This window comes from Ruegeria sp. BF6, from assembly GCF_056538665.1.
The window spans coordinates 383,010-408,852 of the sequence record NZ_JBQFTN010000001.1 but is presented as its reverse complement, the minus strand read 5'-3'; the positions used below and the strand labels follow the sequence as shown (position 1 = coordinate 408,852).

The following is a 25,843-nucleotide window of genomic DNA, read 5'->3' as shown; positions in this document are numbered from 1 at the left end:
CCGTTTTTGACATCAGAGCGGGGAACCCCCGCCCCGGCCTTAACTTAACTATATATCGTGTTAAAACTCTGACAAGCCCTGAGTTTCCACAATATCTCGGGTACTGGGTATGTCGTAATCGTAACAAAGACGTGACAGTTATCCACAGGTTGCGCCAACGTGGCCTGCGGGCTATGGCGAGGAGCATGAGCTGGTTCATTCGATTCAACAAACCCTTCGACGTGCTGCCGCAGTTTACCGACCGCGCGAATGCAGAATCGCCGCGCAGCACCCTGTCTGACTATATCGACCTGCCCGGGGTCTACCCGGCCGGACGTCTGGACCGGGATAGCGAAGGGCTGATGCTGCTGACCGACAACGGGCGGCTGCAAGCTCAGATATCTGACCCCAAGCACAAGATGGCCAAAACCTACTGGGTTCAGGTTGAGGGTCTGCCGGATGCTGCGACCCTCAAAGCCCTGCGTGACGGTGTCGAACTGAAAGACGGCCTGACTCGCCCCGCCAAAGCGCGCCTCATCGACGAACCTGAAGGGCTTTGGCCGCGCACCCCACCGATCCGGGTACGTCAGACAGTTCCGGATTGCTGGATCGAACTGACCCTGCGCGAGGGGAAAAACAGGCAGGTCCGGCGGATGACAGCGACCGTGGGACACCCGACTTTACGTCTGATCCGCGCCCGAATTGGCGACTGGTCGTTAGAGGGGTTGGAACCCGGTCAATGGGACAGTTTGCCTACTCCCGCGTTGAACTCAGCACCACAGCGGAAACGGGACCGGCGCCTGCGGCGGTGACAAAAACCGCGTATTGTGATATACTTACGGAATGAAAGTCACACCGGACATACCCGCGCCCACCGGAGTTCTCGAGGCCGCGCTTTACGTCGATGACCTGGATGCGGCAGAGCGGTTCTATGGCGAGATCCTGGCGTTGCGGAAAATTCAACGCGTGGCAGACCGGCACGTGTTCTTCCGTGTTGGCGGCTCGGTCCTGTTGTTGTTCAATGCGGATGAAACCGAGAAGCCACCCACAAACCCCGACCTGCCCGTCCCGCCCCATGGCGCGCGCGGTCCCGGTCATGTCTGCCTGATCCTGACACGCGATGAGATTGACGTGATGCGCAAACATCTTCTGGACTGGAACGTCCCGGTGGATGCCGAATTCGACTGGCCCGGCGGCGCGCGTTCGCTTTACGTGCGCGACCCGTCCGGCAATTCCGTCGAATTTGCTGAAGGCCATCTGTGGGATTGACGCGTTAACGCAGAGGTTGCTTTTCTCCACCGACAACGCGGTAGATGTCGCTTGAGACGACACCGACCTCAGCCAAAACAGCCTGAAACACCGCCATGTGCGGCGCGGCAAAATGAGCCTCCAAAGCGGCTTGATCCTGCCATTCCTCATAAACGCGAAACTGTGTGGGTTGCCCCAGAATCCGGCTGAACTCGTAAACCAGACAGCCGGGCTCCTTCACTGTCTCGGCCACCATCGCTTGCGCCGCTTTGTCTGCTTTTTCAACGCCTTCGGGCGAGATTTCCACTGTTCCGGTCACGATCAACACAGCATGTCCTTTCTCAGATCAAACCTTTTGGTGATTCTGTCGACCGGTCGCCCGTCCCGCAACGGCACCCCATAGGCGACCGAATAGTCACGGAACCCCATCTTGTCGTAATATCCCAACCCCATTCCATTATCGGCGCGAATTGTTGCGCTGATTGCGTTCAGTCCAACCCCGGCGGCATATTTGGCGGTTTCCGCGAACAGCGCACGCCCGGCGCCTTTCAGCACCGGCGCGCGGCGGGTGAAAGTTGCGATATCGGCGCAATCCTCGGGCAGCGCATCATGCGCCCCCAGCCATTGGAATCCTGCCACCTCACCCTGATCGTCCAAGGCGACGTGGCAGCAAATCACATCCGCTCCACCTAGGTAACTCTGCGCAAACAGGGCTTCGGAGAACGGGATTTCAAACGCGGTCGAGCCTCCGATCTCGATGATATCGTTGAGGATGCGGCAAGCCGCGCTTAAATCCTCGGGCATCATGGGGCGGACCGCGATCATGGCTACAGGCTCAGCTTGTCGCGCATGAAAGCCAGCGCGACGCTCAGGCCGTCAGGCGCGATTCCGTGGCCAGTGCCCTTCATCACATGCGCGTAGATTTCCTTGAAATCCGCCGCTTGCAGGGCTTCGGCGGCTTCGGGCAGCGATTGCGGCGGCACAACGTCGTCGGAATCCCCGTGCACCAGCAGGATCGGCATCCGGCTGACCGTTTCATCGGGCAGCAGATCGGGTTCCAACAACCGGCCCGAGAAGGCAACGATTCCTGCAACCGGATCCTCGCGACGCGGGGCGACATGCAAACTCATCATCGTGCCTTGCGAGAACCCGAACAGAACAACCTGTTCAGGCAGCACGTCTTCGTCCACCATCAGCGCATCAAGGAAGGCGTTGAAATCGTCGGCGGCCATTTCCATGCCGCGCCGCGATTCCTCCTCGGACGAGCCGTCGATCCACGGGATCGGGAACCATTGATAGCCGTTTGGCATTCCGGGGATTTGCTCGGGCGCGTCGGGGGCGACGAACAGGGTATCCGGCAGGTGTTCGCCCAGCGGATCAGCCAGACCCAGCAAGTCGGCGCCATTGGCCCCATAGCCGTGAACGAACACCACGACCGAGCGTGTGTCGCCCGAAACCGGCTCTTTTCGGAGCGCATTCAAAACCCGTGTCATCTGATCCCTTCTCGTTCTTTGGCCACCCGGTAATAGGCCCACAACACACGCGCCGCAACCGACCGCCACGGCGACCAGGCCTCGGCCATCTGTCGCAATTCCTTGTCGGTCGGGCGTTTGGGCAAATCGTAGAGAATGCGCGCGGCTTCCTGAAGCGCCAGATCGCCCGGCGCGATCACGTCAGCTCGGCCCAGCGAGAACATCGCGTAGATCTCGGCAGTCCAGACACCGATGCCGGGAACCTCGGTCAACACAGTGATGACATCCGCATCAGGAGCGTCGCGTAAGGCGTTGTAATCAATACGTGCTTCGGCCAACGCGCGGGCGTATCGGATTTTCTGGCGGCTCAGCCCCACGGCGCGCAGATCGTCATCGGTTGCCCACATGATCTTGCGCGGTCCGGTAAGCTTGGCGTCCTGCAGCCGTTTCCAGATCGCATTGGCCGAAGCCACGCTGACTTGCTGGCTGACAATCGCACTGAGCAGCTGCGCAAACCCATCCGGACGGCGACGCAAGGGCAATGGCCCGGTTTGGTCCATCGCATAAGCCATGCGCGGACACGTTTCGGCCAGCCACGCGGCCCCTTCCGACACACAGTCGTTGGTTTCGATGATACGTCCTACGGACATGCGTGCTCCGGCCTGATGATCACGTGCACGTTAGGCTGCTTTGCCGCATATGCAACCCGCTTGTGCGGCTGAGTTTTCGCGGATACCCATAGGCGCATGACACTGACCGCCACCACCCCGGACAACAGCCAGGCCAAACGCAACGTCGCCGTTTTGGTGGCAGCGCAGGCCATTCTGGGCGCCCAAATGCCTATGATCTTCATCGCTGGCGGGCTTGCGGGACAATCGTTGGCGGCAAATGCCTGTTTGGCCACCCTTCCCATTTCGCTGATCGTGCTGGGGTCTATGCTGGCGGCCACACCTATTTCGGCGATCATGCAGCGCTGGGGACGGCGTGCAGGGTTTCTGGTGGGCGCCACAGCGGGGGCCTGTGGCGGCTTTTTGGGAGCCTACGGGCTTTATCTCGGATCGTTCCCCGTCTTCCTTTTTGGCAGCCTGTTAACCGGCATCTACATGAGCGCGCATGGATTCTACCGCTTTGCAGCCGCCGACACTGCATCGGATGCTTTTAGACCAAAAGCCATCTCGTATGTTATGGCGGGCGGTCTGGCCGCAGCCCTTATTGGGCCTGAGATATACAAACTGACTTCAACTGCTTATGTAATCCCATTTCTTGGCACCTACATGGCGGTGATCGCTCTGAACGTTTTCGGCTCGGTGCTGTTCTTTTTCCTCGACATCCCTACGCCTGAAAAACCAAAAGAGGACGCACCCCAAGGTCGGACCCGGTTGGAGATGCTCAGAACTCCGCGCATCGCCGTGGCGATCATCTGCGCCATGGTATCTTATGCGCTAATGAATTTGGTAATGACCGCGACACCGCTAGCCGTAGTCGGATGTGGCTATACAGATGGAAACGCGGCTGACATTGTACGCGGACACGTCTTCGCTATGTTCCTCCCCAGCTTTTTCACCGGCCAGCTCATCGCGCGTTTTGGGGTCGAGAAAATCGTAGCCCTCGGTCTCGCTATTCTGGCTGGTGCAGGCGTGGTTGCCCTGCAGGGTGTCGATTTGAGCAATTTCTTCATCGCCCTGATCCTGCTGGGGGTCGGCTGGAACTTTGGCTTTATCGGTGCGACCACCATGCTGGCCTCCTCGCATGATGTAAACGAACGCGGTCGGATGCAGGGGCTGAACGACCTGTTGGTGTTTGGCGGTGTCACACTTGCGTCGCTGGCCTCGGGCGGGTTGATGAACTGCTCGGGCGGTTCGGCAGCCGAGGGCTGGACGGCGGTGAACCTCGCCATGATCCCGCTTCTGACATTGGCGGGCGGCGCGCTGCTTTGGCTGGTCCTGAAACCGTCCGAAGCGGAAACCATCTAAACCCTACCAGCGCCCGCTGGCCACGGTCCACATTAGTGACAATCTGCGCCGTATTTCACCTTGCGATAGATCCCCCGCGGCCACCCGATCCGGGCGGGCAACGGCCTGACGCAAAACCCACTCTGCCTGCCACCCGGCGTAAAGCGCGGGCCGGGCATCTGCAGAAACAGCGGAGGCATTGGATCGCGCCCGCCGAAGCCTGTCCACCGCCTTCTGCGCAATTGCCCGGACACCTTCCGGAGTGCCGTCCAGCAAGGGAATACGCCCCCTTGCCTCAAGATCGGGAATGGCACGCAACCAGTTCGCCACGCCGACGCCATAGCCAAAGTCGCGCAGCACGGCCTCGTCCGCAGCGCCCAATACCTGCGCCGACGCAACCATCAGAGTTCCCGCAGAATGGTTTATATAAGCGTCGAAATGCGCCTCATCCTCAAATGGATCGCGGTAAATGTCCCAACGCCTGACGGTAACATACTCATCCAGCATGGCGGCCAGATGCGGCGACAGAACCTGTTTCAACGGCGTCACGACCTCGTGCCTGCGCACAGGCTTGCCTTCGGCGATCTCCTGTAGCGCATCACGCCACCATTGCAGCCGCATCTCGGCAATCATCGCCTCTTGCGTAACCCACGGCGCGCGAGCGACCTCGACATTCAGCGCATAAAGCGGAAACAACTTCGGTCGCACCGAGACCGGCGCTGCCATGGCTGCCATGAACCGGTCAGGATCGGCGCGATGCACCAGTTCCGCGCAAGCCTTAACGTCGTCGTCGAATTCCACGGTCACTCAGCCACCGCCGTCCGCGATCCGCAATCACGCACCAACTTCCACTGGATCGCGTCCAGCAGCGCCTCGAACGATGCATCGACTATGTTCGCACTGACGCCCACGGTCGACCATCGCCGACCCTGCCCGTCCTCGCTGTCGATGATCACGCGAGTCACCGCCTCGGTCCCGCCCTGCGTTATGCGGACCTTGAAGTCGACCAGCTTCATATCGGCCAGAACCTGAGAATATTGCCCCAAATCCTTGGCCAGCGCCTTGGCCAGTGCGTTCACAGGCCCCCGGTCGCTGCCGTTTTCATCCATGGACTCACTGACCGAAAGTTTCTTTTCCCCATCCACCTTCACAACAACCACGGCTTCGGACAGGCTGACCATCTTGTTGTATTTGTTCTTGCGACGCTCGACTGTGACCTTGTAACGTTTGACCTCGAAAAACTCGGGCAACTGTCTCAGCTCATCCCGCGCCAGCAGCTCGAAACTGGCCTGGGCAGTGTCATAGGAATACCCCTCGGCCTCACGCTGTTTGATCCGATCCAGAATGCGCCCCAGTGCCGGGTCGTTTTTTTCTACGACTAGACCGGCCTCGGTCAGGCGTTTGCGCAGGTTCGACTGCCCCGCCTGGTTCGACATCGGAATGATCCGCGCATTCCCGACCGAGGCCGGGTCAACATGCTCATAAGTCGACGGGTCCTTGACGATCGCACTGGCATGTAGCCCCGCCTTATGCGCAAAGGCCGAAGCGCCGACATAGGCCGATTGCTTGCTGGGCACACGGTTCAGGATGTCGTCCAGCATCCGGCTGATGCGCGTCAGTCCACCCAAAGCCTGCAAGCTGACACCTGTCTCAAAGCCCGAAGCATAGGGTTCTTTCATCAACAGCGTCGGAATCAGCGCCGTCAGGTTGGCGTTACCACAGCGCTCACCCAATCCGTTCAACGTGCCCTGAATCTGCCGCGCCCCCGCATCGACAGCAGCCAATGAGCAAGCCACCGCATTCTCGGTATCATTGTGGGTGTGGATGCCCAAGCGGTCACCCGGTAATCCGGCTGCTATCACCTCGGACACGATCTTCGTCACCTCGGCGGGCAGCGCTCCGCCATTGGTATCGCACAGCACGACCCAGCGTGCCCCGGCGTCCAACGCCGCCCGGCATACGTCGACCGCATAGTCAGGGTTGTCCTTATAGCCATCAAAAAAGTGCTCGGCATCGAACATCGCCTCACGCCCCTGTGCCACGATATGAGCGACCGACGCGCGGACGTTCTCGACATTCTCCTCCAGCGAAATCCCAAGCGCGTGGGTGACGTGGTAATCATGCGACTTGCCGACCAGACACACCGCTTGCGTGCCCGCGTTCATCACTGCGGCCAATACGTCGTCATTGTCAGCCGACCGGCCCGACCGCTTGGTCATCCCAAAGGCGGTCAATCGCGCCGAGGTTTTCGGCGCAACTTCGAAAAACGCGCTGTCCGTTGGGTTCGCGCCAGGCCACCCTCCTTCGATATAGTCCACGCCCAACTCATCCAAAGCCTGCGCGATTTGCACTTTCTCGGCGGTCGAGAACTGGACACCCTGCGTCTGCTGCCCGTCGCGCAAGGTGGTGTCGTAGAGATAGAGACGTTCTTTGGTCATCAAACGCCCTCCAGCTTGGTCGCATCGAACCCTGTACCCGGAACCAGTTCGACCCCGTCCTTGCTCATGCGCACTTCCAGCCCTGCTGCAACATAGGCCGCTTTCAGGCGATCAACCTCCGAGAAGTCCTTGTTCTGCATTGCGCTCGCGCGGGCATCGGCCAACCGATCTGCGTGAGACGACAGGTCCACCGACGCTGTGTCAGCCCATGCTCCCATTTCCAATGACAATAGACCCAGCACCTGCGCGCTCGCCAACAATCCCGCCGCATCACCATCTGCAGCCAAACGGTGCAACTCTGTCAGGGCGCCCGCTGTGTTCAGGTCATCGCTTAGCGCAGTGACGACGGCGGGGGCCGCGCTGGCGGCGGGCTCGATGCCCGCTGTCAGCGCCCGCCACTTGCGCAGCGTTGCCTCAGCCTCGCGGGCCTTTTTCTCGGTCCAGTCCATCGGCTTGCGATAATGCGTCTGCAGGAAGACAAAGCGGATCACCTCACCGGGCACGCCCTGCTCCAACAAGTCATGCACCGTGAAGAAGTTGCCCAGTGACTTGGACATCTTCTTGCCTTCCACTTGCAACATCTCGTTATGCAGCCAATACCGCGCGAACTCACCGTGCGGGTGCGCGCACTTGCTTTGCGCGATCTCGTTTTCATGGTGTGGGAACATCAGGTCGTTGCCGCCGCCGTGAATATCAAAGCTTTCGCCCAGCAGCTCATAGCTCATGGCCGAGCATTCGATGTGCCAGCCCGGACGACCACGACCCCATGGGCTGTCCCAGCCCGGCAGTTCATCGGTCGAGGGTTTCCACAGCACGAAATCCATCGGGTTTTTCTTATAGGGCGCGACTTCGACCCGCGCGCCTGCGATCATGTCATCGACGGATCGGCCGGACAATTCGCCGTAATGCTCTTTCCAACTGTCTACGGCGAACAGAACGTGTCCTTCGGCCGCGTAAGCATGGCCCTTGGCGATCAGATCCTCAATCATCGCAATCATCTGCGCAATGTATTGCGTGGCGCGCGGCATTTCATTGGGCTCCAGCGCCCCAAGGGCACCCATGTCGTGCAGATACCAGCCGATAGTTTCGTCCGAGCGTTCCTGCACCAACTGCTCCAGCGTGCCCTTAGCTCCAGCCTGTTGCCGCGCCAGCGCGGTTGCGTTGATCTTGTCGTCCACGTCGGTGAAGTTGCGCACATAGGTCACGTGATCCGCGCCGAAGGTATGCCGCAGCAAGCGATAAAGCACGTCAAACACCACTACAGGCCGCGCATTGCCCAGATGAGCGCGATCATAAACCGTAGGCCCACAGACATACATCCGCACATTGTCGGCGCTGATCGGTACGAAATCCTCTTTCGTCCGCGTCCGTGTGTTGTGCAGTTTGATCGTCGTCATCGGTCGGCTCCTAAAGACAGCGTGGCTTCTCGCGTTGGCGCGGGCTTAGCAACTTGTCTCAGGGATGAAAACGAAAGAAACCGGCCCGCTTGATAAATCAGCAGGTAATGCAGCAGATAATGATGCAGGTCATCCGGTTCATATTGTCCCAGTAGCACGCAGATCGGCCTGCGCCAAGCCCCGAGTTCCGCGCCTCGGCGTTGCTGATTGACAATCCCGAACGCCTCTGTCCCAGTCTGTGCAAGACACCAGACGGAGACGGGCCATGAAATTGTCGCAACGCATCACGCAATTGGTCGAGGGCGGCGGTGACGGCTGGGATGTATTCTATCGCGCCCGCCAGATGATCGGCGACGGCTATGCGGTGACCGAGTTGACCATCGGCGAACACGACATCGGCACCGACGCGTCGATCCTTCAGGCGATGCACCTGTCCGCCCGGCAGGGCCACACCGGCTATGCCATGGTTCCCGGGACCGATCTGCTGCGCGACACGGTGGCCGCCAGGCTGCAGGCACGTACCGGAGTGCCCACAACGCGCCACAACGTGCTGATTACGCCCGGCGGTCAATCAGCGTTGTTTGCAGCCCATGTCGCAGTTTGTGATCCCGGTGATGTGGGGCTGTATCTCGACCCCTATTACGCCACCTACCCCGGTACGATCCGCGGCGCTGGAGCCGTGGCCCGATCAGTTCAAACCACAGCCGAAGACGCATTCCAGCCGCGCGCCGAGCAGATCAACGCGGCTTTAGATGGAGCGGTGTCCTTGCTGATCAACACGCCGAACAACCCCACCGGTGTTGTGTATTCCCGCCAGACGCTCGACGGGATTGCCGAGGTGTGCCGCAAGCATGACCTCTGGCTGATTTCGGACGAGGTCTATGACACGCAGGTCTGGGAAGGGAAACATATCTCACCACGTACCCTGCCGGATATGGCTGAGCGTACGCTGGTTGTCGGCTCGATGTCGAAATCCCACGCGATGACCGGGTCGCGTTGCGGATGGATCGTTGGACCCGAACAGGTGGTGTCTCACCTGATCGACCTCGCCACGCACACAACCTACGGTGTCCCCGGTTTTATCCAGGACGCCGCCAGTTTCGCGCTGAATGCGGGCAGTGACTTGGAAGAGCAGATCGCCGAACCCTTCCGCAGGCGACGCGCGCTTGCGATTGGTATTCTCGAGGCGCAGAACACCATCGGGTTGGTTCCGGCGCAGGGAGCGATGTATCTGATGCTGGATATCCGCGCCACCGGGCTCAGCGGTAACGGATTCGCCAACGCCCTTCTGGATACGCATGCAATTGCGGTTATGCCGGGTGAGAGCTTCGGGACCGCAGCCGCAGGTCATATCCGCGTGGCGATGACGATTGACGACGACAGTTTCACAACCGCCCTTTCGACGATTTGCTCATTTGCATCGGAATTGTCGGAACGTCACGCCACCGTCGGCTGAGGTGTGTCAGAATCGGAAGGACGTTCGCAGGTTGAACACACTCGAATCCAAACCGCCATCGGTCCGGGTGACATCGTCAAAATCCTGCCGCAAGGCCTCTCCACTGATCACAAAGCGGTCGTTGATGGGATAAGCTACACCGATCCCATAGACGGCGGCCGTATCGTTATCGACCGAAGCATCCAACCGGGCAGCGCCAACCACCACGTACCCCAAGGCGCCGCCGAAATCATAGCCGCCACGCAATTTCAGGCGAGTCATGCTGTCCAGACTCCCCTCTCCGTCGCCCAGATTCAGGGACAGGCGATTGTATTCCAACTCGCCACCCAGAACAAAATTGCCGAAATCCTGGTCATAGCCGATATGAGGACCAAAGGCCGTGTCGTTGCCGCTTGATCCGTTCGGACCGTCGGCGTCTGCATATCCAAAGCTGAATCCGGCATAAGCCCCGGTCCAATCCTCAGCCATTGCGGGGGCTGCGATGCTCGCCACCAAAATGAGACAGAGGGCCTTAAGGGCTTTCATTAAACTCTCCTAAAGAACCTGTCGTCGGAACTTTGGTCTTTTGGGTCAACGTAACTTAGAAACCTGGTTTGCAATCATTAATATATAATTGAGATCACGAACCACTCTTAAATAAGTGAAGGAACTATAACAGATTTCTGCCTTAACGGAGAAAATACTTTCAAAACCAAGCAATCGCCGTGACACATGCGTCACAGCTTCGCTTTTGAACTCTCAGGTCGCAAACAGGACAGAAAGCACCTGTCCACATCGGAATACTGATCGCCAATATGTGAGGATCCAAATGCATAACGAAGTTTGGAAGATTCGGCTGATCAGCCGCACCATTGGAGCCGACCGTGGGCGCGCGGCGCGCGGGCGACCTTCAAAGGCGTAACACCCCCCCCTTTCCTGACGCCTTCACTATTGGAAACAGACCCATGAACGATCAAACTCGTAACTCCTCCCGTAGCGGCGGACGCGCCGCGCGCCGTGCGGCCCGTGCGTCCGCACTGCCCGAACATCTGCGCCCTATCCGCCCCGGTATGGAGGGCGGCGTTCTCAACGTGCTGACCCAGGCACAGATCGAACGCATCCACGAGGCCGCGCTAACTGCATTGGAAACAATTGGCCTGGCCGACGCGCCCCAAAGCGGTATCGATTACCTGGTCGGCGCCGGTTGTACATTGGGCGATGATGGTCGAATCCGCTTCCCCCGCGCCCTGGTCGAGGACACCATCGCCAAAGCAAATCGCTCGGTCACATTGTACAGCCGCGATGGCAAAACCGATCTGGATCTGTCCGGCACCAAGGTTCACTACGGCACGGCGGGCGCGGCCGTCAGCGTGGTTGATGTTCACGGCAATGCATATCGGGATTCAACGGTGCAGGACCTTCATGACGCTTCCCGCATCTGTGAACAGCTTGACAACATTCACTTTGTTCAGCGACCGATGGTCTGCCGCGACATTCCCGACAACCTGGAAATGGATCTGAACACGATCTATGCCAGCTGCTCGGGTACATTCAAACATATCGGTACATCCTTCACGGAACCCAGCCACGTCCCCCCGGCACTAGAGATGGTCTACATGATCGCCGGTGGTGAGGATAAGTACCGAGAGCGTCCGTTCGTTTCCAATTCGAACTGCTTTGTCGTGCCACCGATGAAATTCGCTACGGAAAGCTGCGAAGTTATGGAGCTTTGCATAAAGGGTGGAATGCCCGTGTTGCTGCTTTCGGCCGGGATGGCGGGCGCAACCGCCCCTTCAACAATCGCCGGTGCGATCACTCAGGCCACGGCGGAATGTCTGGCCGGTCTGGTTTACGTAAACGCTGTAAGTCCCGGTGCCCCGGCAATTTTTGGCACTTGGCCTTTTGGTCTGGACCTGCGCACCGGCGCCATGTCGATCGGGTCCGGTGAACAGGCTTTGCTGACTGCAGGCTGCGCCCAGATGCACCGATTCTACGATCTGCCCGGCGGTGCTGCCGCTGGAGCCTCCGACTCGAAGATGCCTGACATGCAGGCCGGATGGGAGCAAATGTGCTCGAACGTCATGGCCGGACTGTCGGGCGTGAACATGGTTTACGAAGCAGCAGGTATGCACGCCTCGTTGCTGGGATTCTGCTTGGAAAGCCTTATCCTCAGCGACGACCTGATCGGTCAGGCGCAGCGTTGTGTGCGTGGGATCGAGGTCACAGATGAAACTTTGGCTTTGGACCAGATCGCCGAGGTCTGCATGGGCGGGCCCGGACACTACCTGGGTACCGACGCAACGCTCAGCCGAATGCAGGCGGACTATGTATACCCGACTTTCGGAGACCGGACCTCGCCCAAAGAATGGGCGGAACTTGGCAAACCGGATCTGATCGAGAAAGCGGTCAAGCGGAAAGAAGAAATTCTGTCATCCCCGTCTCCAGCCCGGTTCGATCCGCTGCTGGATGCCGAGATTCGCGCGAAGTTCAACATTTACCTCGGCTGATAAGGTATTGTAAAAGCGGCCAGAGTATCTCTGGCCGCTTTCTATTTCGGGGTTAGCCGTCAGTCGCCGGCAGCAACCCGGCTTCCTGAGCCACGGCGATCTCGGCCTCATCCAGTGCGCCGTCACCGTTTGCGTCCATCGCCGAAAAACCGTCTGCGTCAACGTCAGGCAGTACGGCCTGCACTTCTTCGATTGTCAGCACACCATCGCCGTTGGCGTCAGCCGAGGATTGTGCGGCAGCCAGAGTCGGCAGTCCAAGTGCGAGAACAGAGATAGCGGTCAGAATTTGCGGTTTCATTGTGATGCCTCCTGATAGAGTTTTTGCGTTTTTTGTCCGGACAGCATCAGAAACACCGTAACGGGATACCGTGTCACCTGCATTGAAGTTTGTTTCGTTTTTCGCGCCAATCTCCGCGTGTTTGACAGAGTCGCGTCTGCGGTCAACCGCCGGAGAAAACTAGTCAATCCGCTTTCGGCGGGTCTTGCCCGACGAGGCATGCACAATCCGGCAAAGCTCTGCTCAAATTCTCGACGACGCCGTTGCAAAAAAGAAAGGGGGCCGAAGCCCCCTGTCAGTTTCGCCTTCCAGGCTCATTTCGTTGACCGCCCGGTGTTTTTTTTGCCTGCGGCCTGGACTGCGCATGGGGCGAGCGCACCCGCCCCGTGAAAGAGTGGGAAAGAGCATATATTCCGCCCCACCCTGTTCCCGGCCAACACGGGCATGTCGGCCGAGTGGACCAAGGCATCGATGGTAAGTCTCAGCGCCTTGCTCCGTATTCGTCGGGGCCGGTTACTTGGGCAGCGTTCCGACCCCTGCGCCCCGGGGTGCCGGGGCGGTTGGCTTAGCTACACCCGCTGGTCGCGCCGCAGGTGTTGCATTTCATGCAGGTGCCGTTGCGCACCAGCGTGTAGTTTCCGCATTCGCCACAAGGATCGCCCTCGTATCCCTGCATCTTGGCCTTGGTCCGTGCGTCCATGCTGGTCGCGACAGCGGTTTCAGCTGCAGGCGCTTCAAAGGCGGACGCGGTTTCGGCCATGCCGTTCACCTCAGCCTGACCGCCATTGAAGACCACCAGATCTTGCGGCAGACGCTTGCGAAGATACCCAGTCGAGCTGATTTGTTTCAACACTTCCAATGATTTGGAGGCCGCGCTGTCACTGATTTCCGAGACATTGGACAAACCGTCCTCTTCGCCGCGACCCAGATCGTCGAAGGTTGCGCCTTCGGGCTTTACATGGGCCAGATCGGTGCGGTCCAGATAGGACACAGCCAGCTCGCGGAAGATGTAATCCAGGATCGACGTCGCGTTCTTGATCGAGTCGTTGCCCTGCACCATCCCCGCAGGTTCGAACTTGGTGAAGGTGAAGGCGTCTACGAACTCCTCCAGTGGCACGCCGTATTGAAGACCAACCGATACGGCGATGGCAAAGTTGTTCATCATCGCCCGGAAGCCAGCGCCTTCCTTGTGCATGTCGATGAAAATCTCGCCCAGTTTGCCGTCTTCGAACTCACCAGTCCGCAAGTACACCTTGTGGCCACCAACGATCGCCTTCTGGGTGTATCCCTTGCGGCGATGCGGTAGTTTTTCGCGGTGGCTGCGGATGATTTCCTTGACAACAACCTTCTCGATCACCTTCTCGGCCAGAACGACGGCTTTTTCCTGCGCCGAACCGCTTTCCAGCACTTCTGCCGCCTCATCATCATCTTCGACCAGAGCTGCCGCCAAAGGCTGCGACAGTTTCGAGCCATCACGATAGAGCGCGTTGGCCTTCACCCCCAGCGACCAGCTGAGTTCATAGGCCTTCTGGCAATCCTCAATGGTCGCGTCGTTGGGCATGTTGATCGTCTTCGAGATCGCACCCGAGATAAAGCTTTGCGCCGCGGCCATCATGGTGATGTGGCTGTCAACCCCAAGGAAACGCTTGCCTTTCTTGCCGCACGGGTTGGCGCAGTCGAAGATTGAATAGTGCTCTTCCTTCAGATGCGGTGCCCCTTCCAGCGTCATCGTCCCGCAGACATGGTCGTTGGCCGCGTCGATATCCGCGCGGGTGAAACCCAGATGGCGCAGCAGATCAAAGGTCGGGTCATTCAGCTTGGTCGCCGGGATGCCCAGAACACCGGTGCAGAAATCTTCGCCCAGCGTCCACTGGTTGAATACGAACCGGATGTCGAAGGCGCTTTCCAGCGCGGCGTCCACTTTGGCCAGTTCGTTCGGGCCAAAGCCGTGACCGGTCAGAGAGGTGTGGTTGATCCCCGGCGCGTTGCCGATTGTGCCGTGACCGACGGCGTAGCCCACGATCTCTTCGATCTGCGAGGAGGAATAACCCAGCTTTTCCAGCGCCGAAGGCACCGAGCGGTTGATGATCTTGAAGTAACCGCCTCCCGCAAGCTTCTTGAACTTGACCAGAGCAAAGTCCGGCTCGATCCCGGTGGTGTCGCAATCCATCACCAGACCGATTGTGCCGGTGGGCGCGATCACGGTCGCCTGCGCATTGCGATAGCCGTTCTTCTCACCGAGACTCAAAGCCTCGTCCCAAGCCGACATGGCCAGATCAACCAAACGCTTGTCCGGGCAGTTACCATGGTCCAGCGGCACCGGCTTGACCGCCAGTTTCTCGTACCCCTCGGTCACACCCTGCGACGCACGGCGGTGATTGCGGATGACGCGCAACATGTGGTCCGCGTTGCGCTTATAACCCTTGAACGGGCCAAGCTCTCCGGCGATCTCTGCCGAGGTTGCATAGGCCACACCGGTCATGATCGCAGTCAGTGCGCCACAAATCGCCCGGCCCTCGTCCGAATCATAGCTGTAGCCCATATTCATCAGCAGGCCGCCGATATTGGCATAGCCCAGACCCAGCGTGCGGAAGTCATAGGACAGTTGCGCGATTTCCTTCGACGGGAACTGCGCCATCGTCACCGAGATTTCCAGCGTCAGGGTCCACAGACGCGAGGCGTGCATATAATCCGCCGCCTGGAACTCGCCATCCTTGAGGAAGGTCAGCAGGTTCATCGACGCCAGGTTACAGGCCGTGTCATCGAGGAACATATATTCCGAGCATGGGTTCGAACCGCGGATCGCACCATCTTCGGGGCATGTGTGCCATTCGTTGACGGTATCGTGGAACTGAATGCCCGGATCGGCACAGGCCCAAGCGGCATGACCAACCTTTTCCCACAGGTCGCGCGCCTTGACGGTCTTGGAGACCTTGCCATCAGTGCGGTTGATCAGTTCCCAATCGGCGTCTTTCTCGACAGCAGTCAGGAACGCGTTGGTCACGCGGATCGAGTTGTTCGAGTTCTGGCCCGAAACCGAGCTATAGGCTTCCGAATCCCAGTCCGTATCATAGGTCGGAAATTCGATACTGTCGTGACCCTGCTTAGCGTAATCCAGAACGCGCTTGATGTAAGTTTCTGGGATCGCGACCTTTTTGGCTTCACGAACCGCTTTCTTCAAGCTGTCATTCTTGTTGGGATCATACGCATCGTCTTGCGCACCGTCCCAGCTGCGGATGGCCTCGAAAATGCCGTTCAGCATCTTCTCGTGCATCTTCGATCCGGCAACGATCGAGGCCACCTTCTGCTCTTCGATCACCTTCCATTCGATGAATTTTTCGATGTCAGGGTGATCAGCATCGACGATTACCATCTTTGCTGCTCGACGGGTTGTACCGCCTGATTTGATCGCGCCTGCGGCGCGGTCGCCGATCTTGAGAAAGCCCATGAGGCCCGAGGACTTGCCGCCACCTGACAGCGCCTCGCCTTCTGCACGCAGATGGCTGAAGTTGGTCCCGGTACCCGAGCCGTATTTGAACAGGCGCGCCTCGCGCACCCACAAGTCCATGATACCGCCTTCGTTGACCAGATCATCATCGACGGACTGAATGAAGCACGCATGCGGCTGCGGATGTTCGTATGCGGATTTCGATTTGGTCAACTTACCGGTTTTGTAATCGACATAGTGGTGACCCTGTGCCGGGCCATCGATTCCGTAAGCCCAGTGCAAACCGGTGTTGAACCACTGCGGGCTATTAGGCGCAGCACGCTGGGTCGCCAGCATATAGCGCATCTCGTCAAAGTAGGCGCGCGCGTCTTCTTCGGTCGAGAAATAGCCGCCCTTCCAGCCCCAGTAAGCCCATGCACCTGCCAGTCGGTCAAAGACCTGCTTCGAAGAGGTTTCTCCGCTGAATTCAGCGCCTTCAGCCGGAACCGAGCGCCACAGAAATTCGGGAACGTCCTTTTCCTTGACCTTTTTCAGGGCCGAAGGAACACCGGCTTTGCGGAAGTACTTTTGCGCAATGACGTCGCTAGCCACCTGGCTCCACTTTGCGGGAACTTCGATTTCGTCGAGGCGAAACACAATGGTGCCGTCCGGGTTCCGGATTTCCGATGTCGCAGAGACAAAGTCCAGATCTGCGTATGCGTCCTGTCCCGATTTGGTGAATTTTCTGTCAATCTTCATGTCCGCAGCCCTAGATTCAATCAACTTGTCCGTTGGCGTCAGGAGCCTTTCAGCAATCCGTCAGCCGTGCCAGAAATTTTGGACGCAAACGACCGGGCGCTGTTTTCGACAGCGCGAAACCGTTCGTACGGTTGCACGTTTAATAGATGTGCTTTCCGACCCTCGTCCTATGCCCTTTTCCGGTTATCCTACCAGATTTAGTGGCATCCGTTTCGGCCCATACAACTTGGCGTATTCGGCCATAGATCGTCAATGTCATTTTTCGGTCATTTTCGAAATCTTTTTTATTGACCCAATAGTTTCGGGGCTCTGTCTGCTGACTGATTGCGATTCCTCCACAGGTTCATCCACCGGTCGCCCGGTGTAGCCTGAAACTCACACAGCGGAATTAACTGTTTTTCTCGGCACAGTTACCGGCATTTGATAAACCGGTAGTAAGGTAGTTAGGTTGAACAAGAATCAGAACGCCACCCGTCGGTGGAGTGGACAAAGTGCATTTAGTTTAAAACGGTTGATCGAGGGAGGTCAGGTTCGATGTTGGTGTATCGCTTGCTTCCCGTATTGGCGTTGACCGTGGCCTGCGCACCACAAGATGTGCCACCTCCAACGCGCAGCGCGCAGTTCGACACATATCCCAAACGGCTTTTCGATACGTTCGAAACGCAATGTGCCGGACCCGGTGAGCGGTTCCAGAAGATCGGGAATCGGGTCTACGAATGCACCGAGTTGCTGCCGCCCGACACAACCGCATATCTGATTCTCAACTATGATGGATACCCGCAGAACCTTCCCAAAAGCGTCATGCGTATGACATCAACCAAGAACGCCTCGGGTTACCGCGTAGATGCAGAGCTGTTTTTTAATGTGCCTCAGAAGACTGGACCTGCGGTCAATGTTCCGGTGGAAAGCAAAACACTGGATCAGGCGCTTGGCGCGCTGTTCCAGGTGATGGGTGGATCACCCACGTAAAGGAAAGAAGTGGTCGGGGCGGCAGGATTCGAACCTACGACCCCCTGTACCCAAAACAGGTGCGCTACCAGACTGCGCCACGCCCCGGACCGTGCGCCTTCCTAAACGTGCCGTTCTGATTTGAAAAGCCCTAACAGGGCCAAATTGCAGGGCCCTGCAAAAAAATTTCGTGCTGCATCTGGGTTCCCGGCGTAATCAGGTAGCGGGCCGCCAGCCCGGCATTGATTTCCAGAACTGCAAAGACCGAATCGCCGCCTTCAATCTGAGTCTCATCGCCGGGAATCGCATTTTCGTGTACGCGGGTCACGGTTCCGGTGCGGTCCAGAAAAATGAGGTCCAGGGGAATCAGAGTGTTCTTCATCCAGAACGCGACCCTCTGCGGCGGGTCGAACACGAACAACATCCCGGACCGCTGCGGCAGCGACTCGCGAAACATCAGTCCGCGCGCCCTGTCTTGCGGGCTTATCGCCAGTTCAACATTGAAGGTAATTTGTGTCTTATCGTTGCGCAGACCGACACGGTCGTCCCGGCACGCCGCCAGCCCCTCTCCGGTCCACAGCATTGTTATACTTGCAAGAACCGCGATTAGTCTGGTCATGAACAATCAGTCGTCCAACGCGGCTTCCCAGGCCAGGACCTGAGCCGCCATACGTCCGCGTTTGCCATCGATGACGCGCATCGCCAGCGCCTCGCCCGGTTGCAGGTCGGCAAGACCGGACCGGCGCAACACTTCGATATGCAGGAATACATCTTCATTCCGGCCAAAAACATTGGCGAAACCGAACCCCTTGCCCTTATCGAACCATTTCACCCGTGCAGCCTCGAGCGGCGCTTCGGCGATCACAACGGGATCAAGCTCGGCAAAATCCGCCAGCATCATCGAGTCGGTCCGTGCGGGTGGATCGACACTGATAACCTCGACCGCCTGAACACCGCGGTCGGTGCGGTGGGTCATGATCTCGATCCCGGCGCCATCGGCGACAGAACTTTGCCCGAAATTACGTAACACATTTACATGCAACAGAATATCCGGACCGCCTTCGTCGGACACAACGAACCCGTACCCCTTGGCAGGGTCGAACCATTTTACGTGTCCACGGACGCGGTACATGTTGTTCAGATCTTCTGGCACGGTTTTCCCATCGCGAATTTTAACAGTTCGTTAAGGGTCCGATGTGTATGGGAATGACGCGCAAATTCAAGCTGAAAAAACCCTTTGTTTCCTGCTCGTTGCATTTCACGATACGCGAACGTCATGGATTCAACCTCTGTACTTCCCACACCGAGCCCACTTGATCCCGACGCCACTGGAACCTGTCATGCAGCCGGAAGGCACCATCGGCCCAAAATTCGATCTCGGTCGGTACCAGCCTGTATCCACCCCAGAACGGTGGCCGCGGAGGGTTCGGCCCCAGTTTCGCGGTCACCTTGGCAACCTCTGCCATTAGGGCAGATCGGCTGCTTAGGGGCTGGGACTGCTTTGAGGCCCATGCCCCAAGTCGACTCTTCAGCGAGCGGGACGCATAATACTCATCAGCTTGCGGCCCGTTTTCCCTTGTGACTGTACCACGAACCCGGATTTGCCGCCGCAATGATTTCCAATGCATAACAAATGCCGCTTTGCCTGCTGATTCAAGCTCGGTGGCTTTGGCGCTTTCGTAATTGGTGTAAAACACGAAGGCATCGGATTCGATCTCTTTTAATAGCACCATGCGCACGTTGGGCATGCCATCCGGGTCCACGGTTGCCAACGCTATGGCGTTGGGATCATTCAATTCGCTTTCTTTGGCCTCTGACAGCCACCGATCCGAAATTTGAAACGGATCAGCGCCGGCAAAAATGCCACCACGCTCGGTCATTTCCATCCCCCGGAAACTTTTATTAACCACCCTAGGGCGAGAACCCGCTGTGGGCAAGAGTTCGTGGCCTTGAAGCAGCGCATCCAATGGCATAAACCAACTCAACATGACGCGAAGACAGGCGGAGAACCGAACATGTCAAATCAGTTGATGGCCGGAAAACGCGGCCTCATCATGGGACTGGCCAATGATAAATCGATCGCATGGGGAATTGCCCGCGCTTTATCCGAAGCCGGAGCCGAACTTGCCTTTTCCTATCAGGGAGATGCGCTAAAAAAACGAGTCGATCCGCTGGCGGCGCAACTGGGCAGCGAGATCGTCCTGCCCTGCGATGTGAGCGATGAGGCTTCAATTGATGCGCTGTTCTCGTCACTGGAAGAAAAATGGGGCAAGCTGGACTTCATCGTTCACGCGATTGGCTTTTCAGACAAGAACGAGTTGCGCGGCCGTTACGTCGATACCAGCCGGGCGAATTTCAAGCTGACCATGGATGTATCAGTTTATTCCTTCACGGCTGTAATGCAGCGGGCTGAGAAGATGATGTCCGAAGGCAGCAGCGCCGTTACCCTGACCTACTACGGTGCCGAACAGGTAATGCCCCATTATAACGTGATGGGTGTGGCCAAGGCGGCGCTGGAAGCGTCCGTCAAATACTTGGCCGAGGACCTGGGCAAGGATGGCATCCGCGTCAACTCGATCTCGGCCGGTCCGATCAAGACACTGGCCGCCAGCGGCATTGGCGACTTCCGCTATATCATGAAGTGGAACGAATATAACTCGCCCCTGCGCCGCAACGTGACCATCGACGATGTAGGCAAGTCGGCATTGTATCTGCTGTCCGATCTCAGCAGCGGCGTTACCGGTGAGAATCTGCACGTAGACTCGGGCTATCACATCGTCGGCATGAAGGCCGTGGACGCCCCGGACGTTGAAAAAGGTTAAGAAAAATGAGCGCCAAAGACCGCCTGCCCCACGAAAAAGGCTTTCACATCAGCTGGGACCAGATTCACCGTGACTCGCGCGCTTTGGCGTGGCGGCTGGACGGTCAAGGCCCGGATGACGGCGCATGGCGTGCCGTTGTCGCCATCACACGCGGCGGCATGGCGCCCGCGATGATCGTCAGCCGTGAATTGGATATCCGCACCGTTGATACAGTTAGCGTACGCTCTTACCACCATCAGGCGCAGGGTGAAGCCGAAGTGCTGAAAGCCCCCGACGCAGACCTGATGGGCGACGGTGAGGGTATTCTGATAATCGACGATCTGGTCGACAGCGGTAAAACCCTGGAACTGGTCCGCGCGATGTACCCCAAGGCACATTTCGCAACGGTCTATGCCAAACCCAAAGGGCGCCCGATGGTGGACACGTTCATCACTGAGGTCAGCCAGGACACCTGGATCTTTTTCCCGTGGGATATGGCCCTGCAATATGTCGAGCCTTATCGCGGCACCGATTGATCTTCTGCTGAACATCCAGGACCACGCATGAACCGGACACGTACCGCCGCCACTTTCGCCCCTCCGGTGATGGAGGCGCGACGTTGGCTGGAGGGCGTGGTCTTTCTCGAGAATCGGCCTCTGATCAACGTCAGCCAGGCCGCACCGGTCGATCCGCCGCCTTTGGCGCTGCGTCAAGCCATGGCCGAGTTTGCAGTGACCGAGGACAGAGCGCATTTGTATGGGCCGGTTCTGGGAAATCCCGAACTGCGTGCCGAACTCGCGACACAGATCAGCCAGCATTACAACGCAGAGGTCGCGGCGGATCAGGTTGCCATCACTTCGGGCTGCAATCAGGCTTTTGCGGCGGCGATCTCGGCCATTACCGATGAAGGGGACGAGGTCATCCTGCCAACCCCTTGGTATTTCAATCATAAAATGTGGTTGGATATGGCAGGCGTGCACGCTATCGACCTGAAGACCGGTGATGATCTGCTGCCCGATCCCGATGTGGCCCGCGCCTTGATCACCGACAACACGCGCGCCATTGTATTGGTCACCCCGAACAATCCCGGCGGCGTGGAGTACCCCTCGGATTTGTTGCGCGCCTTTTATGATCTGGCGCGCGAGACCGGTATTCGCCTGTTGGTAGACGAAACGTATCGCGACTTCGACAGCCGCATCGGTCCGCCGCATGATCTGTTCAGCCAGCCGGGCTGGCAGGAGACGCTGGTCCATCTCTATTCGTTTTCCAAAGCCTATCGCCTGACCGGTCACCGCGTTGGCGCGATTGCAACCGGCGCGGACCTTCTGGCGGAAATCGAGAAGTTTCTGGACACGGTAGCAATCTGCCCCAGCCAGATCGGCCAGTTCGCAGCGCTCTGGGGGATGAAGAATCTGTCGCAATGGGTAGCCGGAGAACGCGCAGAAATCCTCGACCGTCGTGCCGCGATTCAGGAAGAGCTGCCCCGTCTGGCCGGCAAGGGTTGGCGCCTGTTGGGGCTGGGGGCCTATTTCGCCTATTTCGAGCACCCGTTTGATATATCCTCAGACGAACTGGCGCGTCGTCTGGTACCCGAGGCCGGTATCCTGCTGCTCCCCGGTACGATGTTCATGCCCGCAAATAACCCAGAGGGAAAACGTCAGGTCCGAATCGCCTTTGCCAATCTCGACCGTTCCGGAATCGCTCAATTGTTTGACCGGCTGCAGGCCTTGTCCTTCTGAGCTTGCCCCCCGGCGACGTGCATCGTATTCAGGGCCGCAACCGACAGGGCAGTAACTTGCCACAGAATAAGAGGGCACCATGGCCGCAGGCATGAAAAACCTATCGAAGACCTTTGTCTGGATTCTCATGGGCCTTTTGATGCTGGGCCTTGCGGGCTTTGGCGCAACCAGCCTGACCGGCACCGTGCGCACTGTTGCGCAGGTGGGGAACGAAGAGGTTTCGATCAATCAGTATGTCCGTGAGCTGCAGCGTGAAATCCGCGCGGTCGAGAGCCAGACTGGCCAGCCGCTGCAAATGTCGCAGGCGCATGAGTTCGGGCTGGACCAATTGGCCTTGTCGCGCCTGACCGCTCTGGCCGCGTTGGACAACGAAGTTGGCGAGTTGGGCATTTCGATTGGAGACGAGAACCTGCAAAAGGAAATCGTTGCCATTCCGGCCTTTCAGGGTGTCGATGGTACGTTTGACCGTGACGCCTATCAGTTTCAGTTGGAACAGGTCGGGATGACGGATACCGAGTTCGAATCGGATCTGCGCAAGGAATCCTCGCGTACCATCGTGCAGAACGCGGTGGTCAGCGGCGTTGAAATGCCGTCGGTCCTGACGCAAGTCCTGACCGATTATGTCGGTGCCCGCCGCAGCTTTACCGTGGCCACAGTCGGACCTGACGCCCTGACCACACCTGTCGCCGCGCCCTCGGATGAGCAGGTTCAGGCCTACTATGATGAGAACACGGATCAGTTCACCCTGCCTCGCACCAAGCAACTAACCTATGCCATCCTGTCGCCCGAAATGCTGCTGGACAGTGTCGAGGTTGATGAGGATTCGGTGCGCCGCCTTTACGATCAGCGCGCGTCTGAGTTCCACCAGCCTGAACGTCGTCTGGTTGAACGCCTGACCTATCCCAGCGAGGAGGCCGCGAAAACCGCGATGGCTCAGCTTGAGGTCGGCGGCACTACGTTTGAACAATTGGTACGCGATCGCCAGTTGGAACTCAGCGATATCGACCTTGGCGACGTGACCCGCGAGGATCTGGGCGAAGCGGCCGATACCGTCTTTGCCGCCGATGTAAACACTGTGGTAGGCCCACTGCCCTCGACCTTTGGCCCCGCGTTGTTCCGCATCAATGGTTCGCTCGCTGAAAGCAAAACCTTGTTCGAAGACGCAGCCCCCGCCCTGCGCGAGGAACTGGCCGCCGATCGCGCCCGCCGCCAGATCGAAGCACAGGCCGAAGGAATCAACGACATGCTGGCCGGCGGCGCCACTCTGGAAGAGTTAACCTCAGAGACCGAGATGGAACTGGGCCAGATCGACTGGACCCGTCAAAGCGACGATGGCGTTGCTGCCTATGACGGATTCCGCATTGCCGCCGAAGCGGTGAACGAAGGCGACTTCCCCGAAGTCGCGTTCCTTGAAGACGGTTCGATCTTTGCCCTGCGCCTGAACGAGGTTCTACCCCAACGCCCCGAACCGCTGGACAGCGCCCGTGACCGCGTGGTGGCTGCATGGACGCAGGCTGAGACAAACAAGGCACTGGAGGAACAGGCCAATGCGGTCCTGAAGCAATTGGAAGAGGATGGCGACTTCACCACCATCGGTTTGCCGTTCCGCGTAGAAAACGCCCTGACCCGCACCGCGTTTCTGGATGATGTGTCAGCAGATTTCATGGTGCAGGTGTTCGAAATGGAACCTGGCGAGTTGCGGACCGTTGCCGGCGATGGTTCGGCGTTCATCGTCCGTCTGGAAGAGTTGCTGCCGCCGGCCGAAACCGACGAGTTGCGTCAAGCCCAGGCCGCGCTTGAGGCTCAGCTGAACCAGGCGCTGGCCCAGAACATCTTTGACGCCTATGTGCGCGACGCGCAGGCCCGCGCCCGCCCGGTGATCGATCAGCGCGCGCTGAACGCCGTGCAGTCGAGCTATTAGAAGAGACCGAATATGGCCCTGACCCCCGAGTTTGACAGCTTCGCCCGCGCCTATGAGGCTGGCGAAAACCAGGTCGTTTATACCCGCCTGGCGGCTGATCTGGACACGCCCGTGTCGCTGATGCTCAAGCTGACCGGTGCGCAAAAAGACGCGTTCATGCTGGAATCCGTGACCGGTGGAGAGATCCGCGGGCGGTATTCGATCATTGGCATGAAGCCGGACCTGATCTGGCGGTGTCGCGGGGAAACGTCGGAACTGAACCGCTCGGCCCGCTTCGATGCCGAGGCGTTCGACCCGCAAGACGGCAACCCGATGGACAACCTGCGTGCGTTGCTGGCCGAAAGCCGCATCGCATTGCCCGACGACCTGCCACAGGCTGCGGCGGGTCTGTTTGGCTATCTGGGCTATGACATGGTGCGGTTGGTCGAATACCTGCCGGACGTGAACCCCGACCCGCTGGGCCTGCCCGATGCAATCATGCTGCGTCCATCGGTTATTGCCGTTCTGGACGGTGTCAAAGGCGAGGTCACGGTCGTCTCCCCCGCCTGGGTGGCCGAAGGGCAAACGGCCAAGGCCGCCTATGCGCAGGCCGCCGAACGTGTGATGGACGCGGTGCGCGATCTGGAACGCGCCATGCCCGCTGAAACCCGCGATCTGGGGGATGCGTCCGAGATTGCGCCGCCGGTGTCGAACTTTACCAAGTCCGGCTATATGGAAGCGGTTGAAAAGGCCAAGGAATACATCCGCGCAGGTGACATCTTTCAGGTTGTCCCGGCGCAGCGCTGGACGCAGGACTTCCCGCTGCCGCCTTTTGCGCTTTATCGGTCTCTTCGGCGCACCAACCCGTCGCCTTTCATGTTCTATTTCAACTTCGGCGGCTTTCAGGTCGTCGGTGCCAGCCCCGAGATTCTGGTGCGAGTCTTTGGCGATGAGGTAACGATCCGCCCGATCGCCGGCACCCGCCCTCGTGGCGCGACGCCCGAAGAAGACAAGGCCAACGAGGCCGACCTGCTGGCCGACAAGAAAGAGCTGGCCGAGCATCTGATGTTGCTGGATCTGGGCCGCAATGACACGGGCCGCGTGGCCAAAATTGGTACCGTGCGCCCGACCGAAGAGTTCATCATCGAACGCTACAGCCATGTGATGCACATCGTCTCGAACGTGGTTGGAGAACTGGCCGAAGACAAGGACGCGCTGGATGCGTTTTTTGCAGGAATGCCAGCGGGTACCGTCTCAGGCGCGCCGAAAGTTCGCGCAATGGAGATCATCGACGAGTTAGAGCCCGAAAAGCGCGGCGTCTATGGCGGCGGTGTGGGGTATTTCAGTGCCGGTGGCGACATGGACATGTGTATCGCCCTGCGGACAGCCATCGTGAAGGATCACAAATTGTATATTCAGGCCGGTGGCGGTGTCGTTTATGACAGCGACCCCGAATACGAATATATGGAGACCGTTCACAAATCGAACGCCATTCGCCGCGCGGCAGCCGATGCCGCTCGGTTTACCGGTTCCGGCAACAGCTAAAAGAACGGCTGGCCGAAGC

General features: G+C 58.7%; 24 protein-coding genes and 1 tRNA gene. 11 read left to right on the top strand and 14 right to left on the bottom strand.

All coding sequences use genetic code 11. The annotated features are described in order from the left end of the window. Window positions 1-185 precede the first annotated feature (185 nt). Together ACR0IM_RS02045 and ACR0IM_RS02040 are read left to right on the top strand one after the other, a co-directional pair. Window positions 186-791 carry a pseudouridine synthase gene (locus ACR0IM_RS02045; protein ID WP_480589134.1) on the top strand — a complete coding sequence of 202 codons (606 nt, stop codon included), beginning with the start codon at window positions 186-188 and terminating at the stop codon, window positions 789-791. Between the two features lie 31 nt (window positions 792-822). Beyond that, window positions 823-1,248 (top strand): VOC family protein, encoded by a 426-nt coding sequence (locus tag ACR0IM_RS02040; RefSeq protein ID WP_480589136.1) that lies wholly within the window; start codon window positions 823-825, stop codon window positions 1,246-1,248. A 4-nt stretch (window positions 1,249-1,252) separates the two neighbouring features. On the opposite strand, the gene ACR0IM_RS02035 is transcribed toward ACR0IM_RS02040, so the two are convergent. Genes ACR0IM_RS02035 through ACR0IM_RS02020 form a run of 4 tightly spaced genes read right to left on the bottom strand, consistent with a single transcriptional unit; the run spans window position 1,253 to window position 3,349 of the window. Further along, window positions 1,253-1,555, bottom strand: a complete 303-nt coding sequence (locus ACR0IM_RS02035; protein ID WP_480589138.1) for a putative quinol monooxygenase — start codon at window positions 1,553-1,555, stop codon at window positions 1,253-1,255. Further along, window positions 1,549-2,052, bottom strand: a complete 504-nt coding sequence (locus tag ACR0IM_RS02030; RefSeq protein ID WP_480589140.1) for an N-acetyltransferase family protein — start codon at window positions 2,050-2,052, stop codon at window positions 1,549-1,551. Before ACR0IM_RS02030 ends, ACR0IM_RS02035 begins: the two co-directional genes overlap by 7 nt. A 2-nt stretch (window positions 2,053-2,054) precedes the next feature. Beyond that, on the bottom strand, window positions 2,055-2,720 hold the full coding sequence (locus ACR0IM_RS02025; protein WP_170325027.1) for an alpha/beta hydrolase: 666 nt from the start codon (window positions 2,718-2,720) through the stop codon (window positions 2,055-2,057). Then, complete coding sequence (locus tag ACR0IM_RS02020) at window positions 2,717-3,349, bottom strand: DNA-3-methyladenine glycosylase family protein (protein ID WP_480680672.1); 633 nt, start codon at window positions 3,347-3,349, stop codon at window positions 2,717-2,719. Before ACR0IM_RS02020 ends, ACR0IM_RS02025 begins: the two co-directional genes overlap by 4 nt. A gap of 96 nt (window positions 3,350-3,445) precedes the next feature. On the opposite strand from ACR0IM_RS02020, the gene ACR0IM_RS02015 reads away from it, so the two are divergent. Next, window positions 3,446-4,672 carry an MFS transporter gene (locus ACR0IM_RS02015; protein ID WP_480680671.1) on the top strand — a complete coding sequence of 409 codons (1,227 nt, stop codon included), beginning with the start codon at window positions 3,446-3,448 and terminating at the stop codon, window positions 4,670-4,672. A 3-nt stretch (window positions 4,673-4,675) separates the two neighbouring features. Here the strand turns inward: ACR0IM_RS02015 and ACR0IM_RS02010 are convergent, their stop codons facing one another. The 3 genes from ACR0IM_RS02010 to cysS are packed head-to-tail and all read right to left on the bottom strand — an operon-like array spanning window position 4,676 to window position 8,486. Next, on the bottom strand, window positions 4,676-5,452 hold the full coding sequence (locus ACR0IM_RS02010) for a phytoene/squalene synthase family protein (RefSeq protein WP_480681432.1): 777 nt from the start codon (window positions 5,450-5,452) through the stop codon (window positions 4,676-4,678). A gap of 2 nt (window positions 5,453-5,454) precedes the next feature. Then, window positions 5,455-7,089: a citramalate synthase gene (gene cimA / locus ACR0IM_RS02005; RefSeq protein WP_480680670.1), complete on the bottom strand. Its 1,635-nt coding sequence runs from the start codon at window positions 7,087-7,089 to the stop codon at window positions 5,455-5,457. Continuing rightward, window positions 7,089-8,486: a cysteine--tRNA ligase gene (gene cysS, locus ACR0IM_RS02000; RefSeq protein WP_480680669.1), complete on the bottom strand. Its 1,398-nt coding sequence runs from the start codon at window positions 8,484-8,486 to the stop codon at window positions 7,089-7,091. The genes cimA and cysS overlap by 1 nt, the downstream gene beginning before the upstream one ends. Window positions 8,487-8,751: 265 nt before the next feature. On the opposite strand from cysS, the gene ACR0IM_RS01995 reads away from it, so the two are divergent. After that, window positions 8,752-9,942 (top strand): pyridoxal phosphate-dependent aminotransferase, encoded by a 1,191-nt coding sequence (locus ACR0IM_RS01995; RefSeq protein WP_480680668.1) that lies wholly within the window; start codon window positions 8,752-8,754, stop codon window positions 9,940-9,942. A gap of 6 nt (window positions 9,943-9,948) precedes the next feature. On the opposite strand, the gene ACR0IM_RS01990 is transcribed toward ACR0IM_RS01995, so the two are convergent. Then, window positions 9,949-10,467: an outer membrane protein gene (locus tag ACR0IM_RS01990; protein ID WP_480680667.1), complete on the bottom strand. Its 519-nt coding sequence runs from the start codon at window positions 10,465-10,467 to the stop codon at window positions 9,949-9,951. 419 nt (window positions 10,468-10,886) lie between these two features. On the opposite strand from ACR0IM_RS01990, the gene ACR0IM_RS01985 reads away from it, so the two are divergent. After that, entirely contained in the window at window positions 10,887-12,428 is a 1,542-nt protein-coding gene (locus ACR0IM_RS01985; protein WP_480680666.1) for a trimethylamine methyltransferase family protein, read from the top strand. A 52-nt stretch (window positions 12,429-12,480) separates the two neighbouring features. On the opposite strand, the gene ACR0IM_RS01980 is transcribed toward ACR0IM_RS01985, so the two are convergent. Together ACR0IM_RS01980 and ACR0IM_RS01975 are read right to left on the bottom strand one after the other, a co-directional pair. Continuing rightward, a complete protein-coding gene (locus ACR0IM_RS01980) occupies window positions 12,481-12,726 on the bottom strand; it encodes an EF-hand domain-containing protein (RefSeq protein WP_480589158.1) in 246 nt (81 codons plus the stop codon). A 544-nt stretch (window positions 12,727-13,270) separates the two neighbouring features. Beyond that, on the bottom strand, window positions 13,271-16,891 hold the full coding sequence (locus ACR0IM_RS01975) for a vitamin B12-dependent ribonucleotide reductase (protein ID WP_480680665.1): 3,621 nt from the start codon (window positions 16,889-16,891) through the stop codon (window positions 13,271-13,273). 534 nt (window positions 16,892-17,425) lie between these two features. On the opposite strand from ACR0IM_RS01975, the gene ACR0IM_RS01970 reads away from it, so the two are divergent. Then, window positions 17,426-17,860, top strand: coding sequence for a hypothetical protein (locus ACR0IM_RS01970; RefSeq protein ID WP_480640325.1), 435 nt, complete (start codon window positions 17,426-17,428; stop codon window positions 17,858-17,860). Between the two features lie 10 nt (window positions 17,861-17,870). On the opposite strand, the gene ACR0IM_RS01965 is transcribed toward ACR0IM_RS01970, so the two are convergent. The 4 genes from ACR0IM_RS01965 to pdxH form a co-directional block, all read right to left on the bottom strand. Further along, window positions 17,871-17,947: transfer RNA gene (locus ACR0IM_RS01965), tRNA-Pro, on the bottom strand. Window positions 17,948-17,990: 43 nt separating this feature from the next. Continuing rightward, a complete protein-coding gene (locus ACR0IM_RS01960; RefSeq protein WP_480680664.1) occupies window positions 17,991-18,458 on the bottom strand; it encodes a DUF192 domain-containing protein in 468 nt (155 codons plus the stop codon). Between the two features lie 6 nt (window positions 18,459-18,464). Beyond that, the gene (locus ACR0IM_RS01955; protein ID WP_174822655.1) at window positions 18,465-18,971 is read right to left on the bottom strand and encodes a cold-shock protein; all 507 of its coding nucleotides are present in this window, start codon (window positions 18,969-18,971) and stop codon (window positions 18,465-18,467) included. A 142-nt stretch (window positions 18,972-19,113) separates the two neighbouring features. Next, window positions 19,114-19,719 (bottom strand): pyridoxamine 5'-phosphate oxidase, encoded by a 606-nt coding sequence (gene pdxH / locus ACR0IM_RS01950; RefSeq protein WP_480640323.1) that lies wholly within the window; start codon window positions 19,717-19,719, stop codon window positions 19,114-19,116. A 135-nt stretch (window positions 19,720-19,854) separates the two neighbouring features. Between pdxH and fabI the strand changes: the two genes are divergently transcribed. From fabI to trpE, 5 genes are all read left to right on the top strand, one after another. Continuing rightward, window positions 19,855-20,661, top strand: coding sequence for an enoyl-ACP reductase FabI (gene fabI / locus ACR0IM_RS01945; protein ID WP_170325040.1), 807 nt, complete (start codon window positions 19,855-19,857; stop codon window positions 20,659-20,661). 5 nt (window positions 20,662-20,666) lie between these two features. Further along, window positions 20,667-21,176: a xanthine phosphoribosyltransferase gene (gpt, locus tag ACR0IM_RS01940; protein WP_480589168.1), complete on the top strand. Its 510-nt coding sequence runs from the start codon at window positions 20,667-20,669 to the stop codon at window positions 21,174-21,176. A gap of 27 nt (window positions 21,177-21,203) precedes the next feature. After that, a complete protein-coding gene (locus ACR0IM_RS01935; protein WP_480640322.1) occupies window positions 21,204-22,379 on the top strand; it encodes an aminotransferase in 1,176 nt (391 codons plus the stop codon). 79 nt (window positions 22,380-22,458) lie between these two features. Then, on the top strand, window positions 22,459-24,300 hold the full coding sequence (locus tag ACR0IM_RS01930; protein ID WP_480680663.1) for a SurA N-terminal domain-containing protein: 1,842 nt from the start codon (window positions 22,459-22,461) through the stop codon (window positions 24,298-24,300). 12 nt (window positions 24,301-24,312) lie between these two features. Next, window positions 24,313-25,824 (top strand): anthranilate synthase component I, encoded by a 1,512-nt coding sequence (trpE, locus tag ACR0IM_RS01925; protein WP_480589174.1) that lies wholly within the window; start codon window positions 24,313-24,315, stop codon window positions 25,822-25,824. The last annotated feature ends 19 nt before the right edge of the window (window positions 25,825-25,843 follow it).

Coding starts and splice junctions, on each gene's coding strand:
- ACR0IM_RS02045 (WP_480589134.1), top strand. CDS start 186: ATGAGCTGGTTCATTCGATTCAACAAACCCTTCGACGTGCTGCCGCAG.
- ACR0IM_RS02040 (WP_480589136.1), top strand. CDS start 823: ATGAAAGTCACACCGGACATACCCGCGCCCACCGGAGTTCTCGAGGCC.
- ACR0IM_RS02030 (WP_480589140.1), bottom strand. CDS start 2,052: ATGATCGCGGTCCGCCCCATGATGCCCGAGGATTTAAGCGCGGCTTGC.
- ACR0IM_RS02025 (WP_170325027.1), bottom strand. CDS start 2,720: ATGACACGGGTTTTGAATGCGCTCCGAAAAGAGCCGGTTTCGGGCGAC.
- ACR0IM_RS02020 (WP_480680672.1), bottom strand. CDS start 3,349: ATGTCCGTAGGACGTATCATCGAAACCAACGACTGTGTGTCGGAAGGG.
- ACR0IM_RS02015 (WP_480680671.1), top strand. CDS start 3,446: ATGACACTGACCGCCACCACCCCGGACAACAGCCAGGCCAAACGCAAC.
- cimA (WP_480680670.1), bottom strand. CDS start 7,089: ATGACCAAAGAACGTCTCTATCTCTACGACACCACCTTGCGCGACGGG.
- cysS (WP_480680669.1), bottom strand. CDS start 8,486: ATGACGACGATCAAACTGCACAACACACGGACGCGGACGAAAGAGGAT.
- ACR0IM_RS01995 (WP_480680668.1), top strand. CDS start 8,752: ATGAAATTGTCGCAACGCATCACGCAATTGGTCGAGGGCGGCGGTGAC.
- ACR0IM_RS01990 (WP_480680667.1), bottom strand. CDS start 10,467: ATGAAAGCCCTTAAGGCCCTCTGTCTCATTTTGGTGGCGAGCATCGCA.
- ACR0IM_RS01985 (WP_480680666.1), top strand. CDS start 10,887: ATGAACGATCAAACTCGTAACTCCTCCCGTAGCGGCGGACGCGCCGCG.
- ACR0IM_RS01980 (WP_480589158.1), bottom strand. CDS start 12,726: ATGAAACCGCAAATTCTGACCGCTATCTCTGTTCTCGCACTTGGACTG.
- ACR0IM_RS01975 (WP_480680665.1), bottom strand. CDS start 16,891: ATGAAGATTGACAGAAAATTCACCAAATCGGGACAGGACGCATACGCA.
- ACR0IM_RS01970 (WP_480640325.1), top strand. CDS start 17,426: ATGTTGGTGTATCGCTTGCTTCCCGTATTGGCGTTGACCGTGGCCTGC.
- ACR0IM_RS01960 (WP_480680664.1), bottom strand. CDS start 18,458: ATGACCAGACTAATCGCGGTTCTTGCAAGTATAACAATGCTGTGGACC.
- ACR0IM_RS01955 (WP_174822655.1), bottom strand. CDS start 18,971: ATGTACCGCGTCCGTGGACACGTAAAATGGTTCGACCCTGCCAAGGGG.
- pdxH (WP_480640323.1), bottom strand. CDS start 19,719: ATGACCGAGCGTGGTGGCATTTTTGCCGGCGCTGATCCGTTTCAAATT.
- fabI (WP_170325040.1), top strand. CDS start 19,855: ATGTCAAATCAGTTGATGGCCGGAAAACGCGGCCTCATCATGGGACTG.
- gpt (WP_480589168.1), top strand. CDS start 20,667: ATGAGCGCCAAAGACCGCCTGCCCCACGAAAAAGGCTTTCACATCAGC.
- ACR0IM_RS01935 (WP_480640322.1), top strand. CDS start 21,204: ATGAACCGGACACGTACCGCCGCCACTTTCGCCCCTCCGGTGATGGAG.
- ACR0IM_RS01930 (WP_480680663.1), top strand. CDS start 22,459: ATGGCCGCAGGCATGAAAAACCTATCGAAGACCTTTGTCTGGATTCTC.
- trpE (WP_480589174.1), top strand. CDS start 24,313: ATGGCCCTGACCCCCGAGTTTGACAGCTTCGCCCGCGCCTATGAGGCT.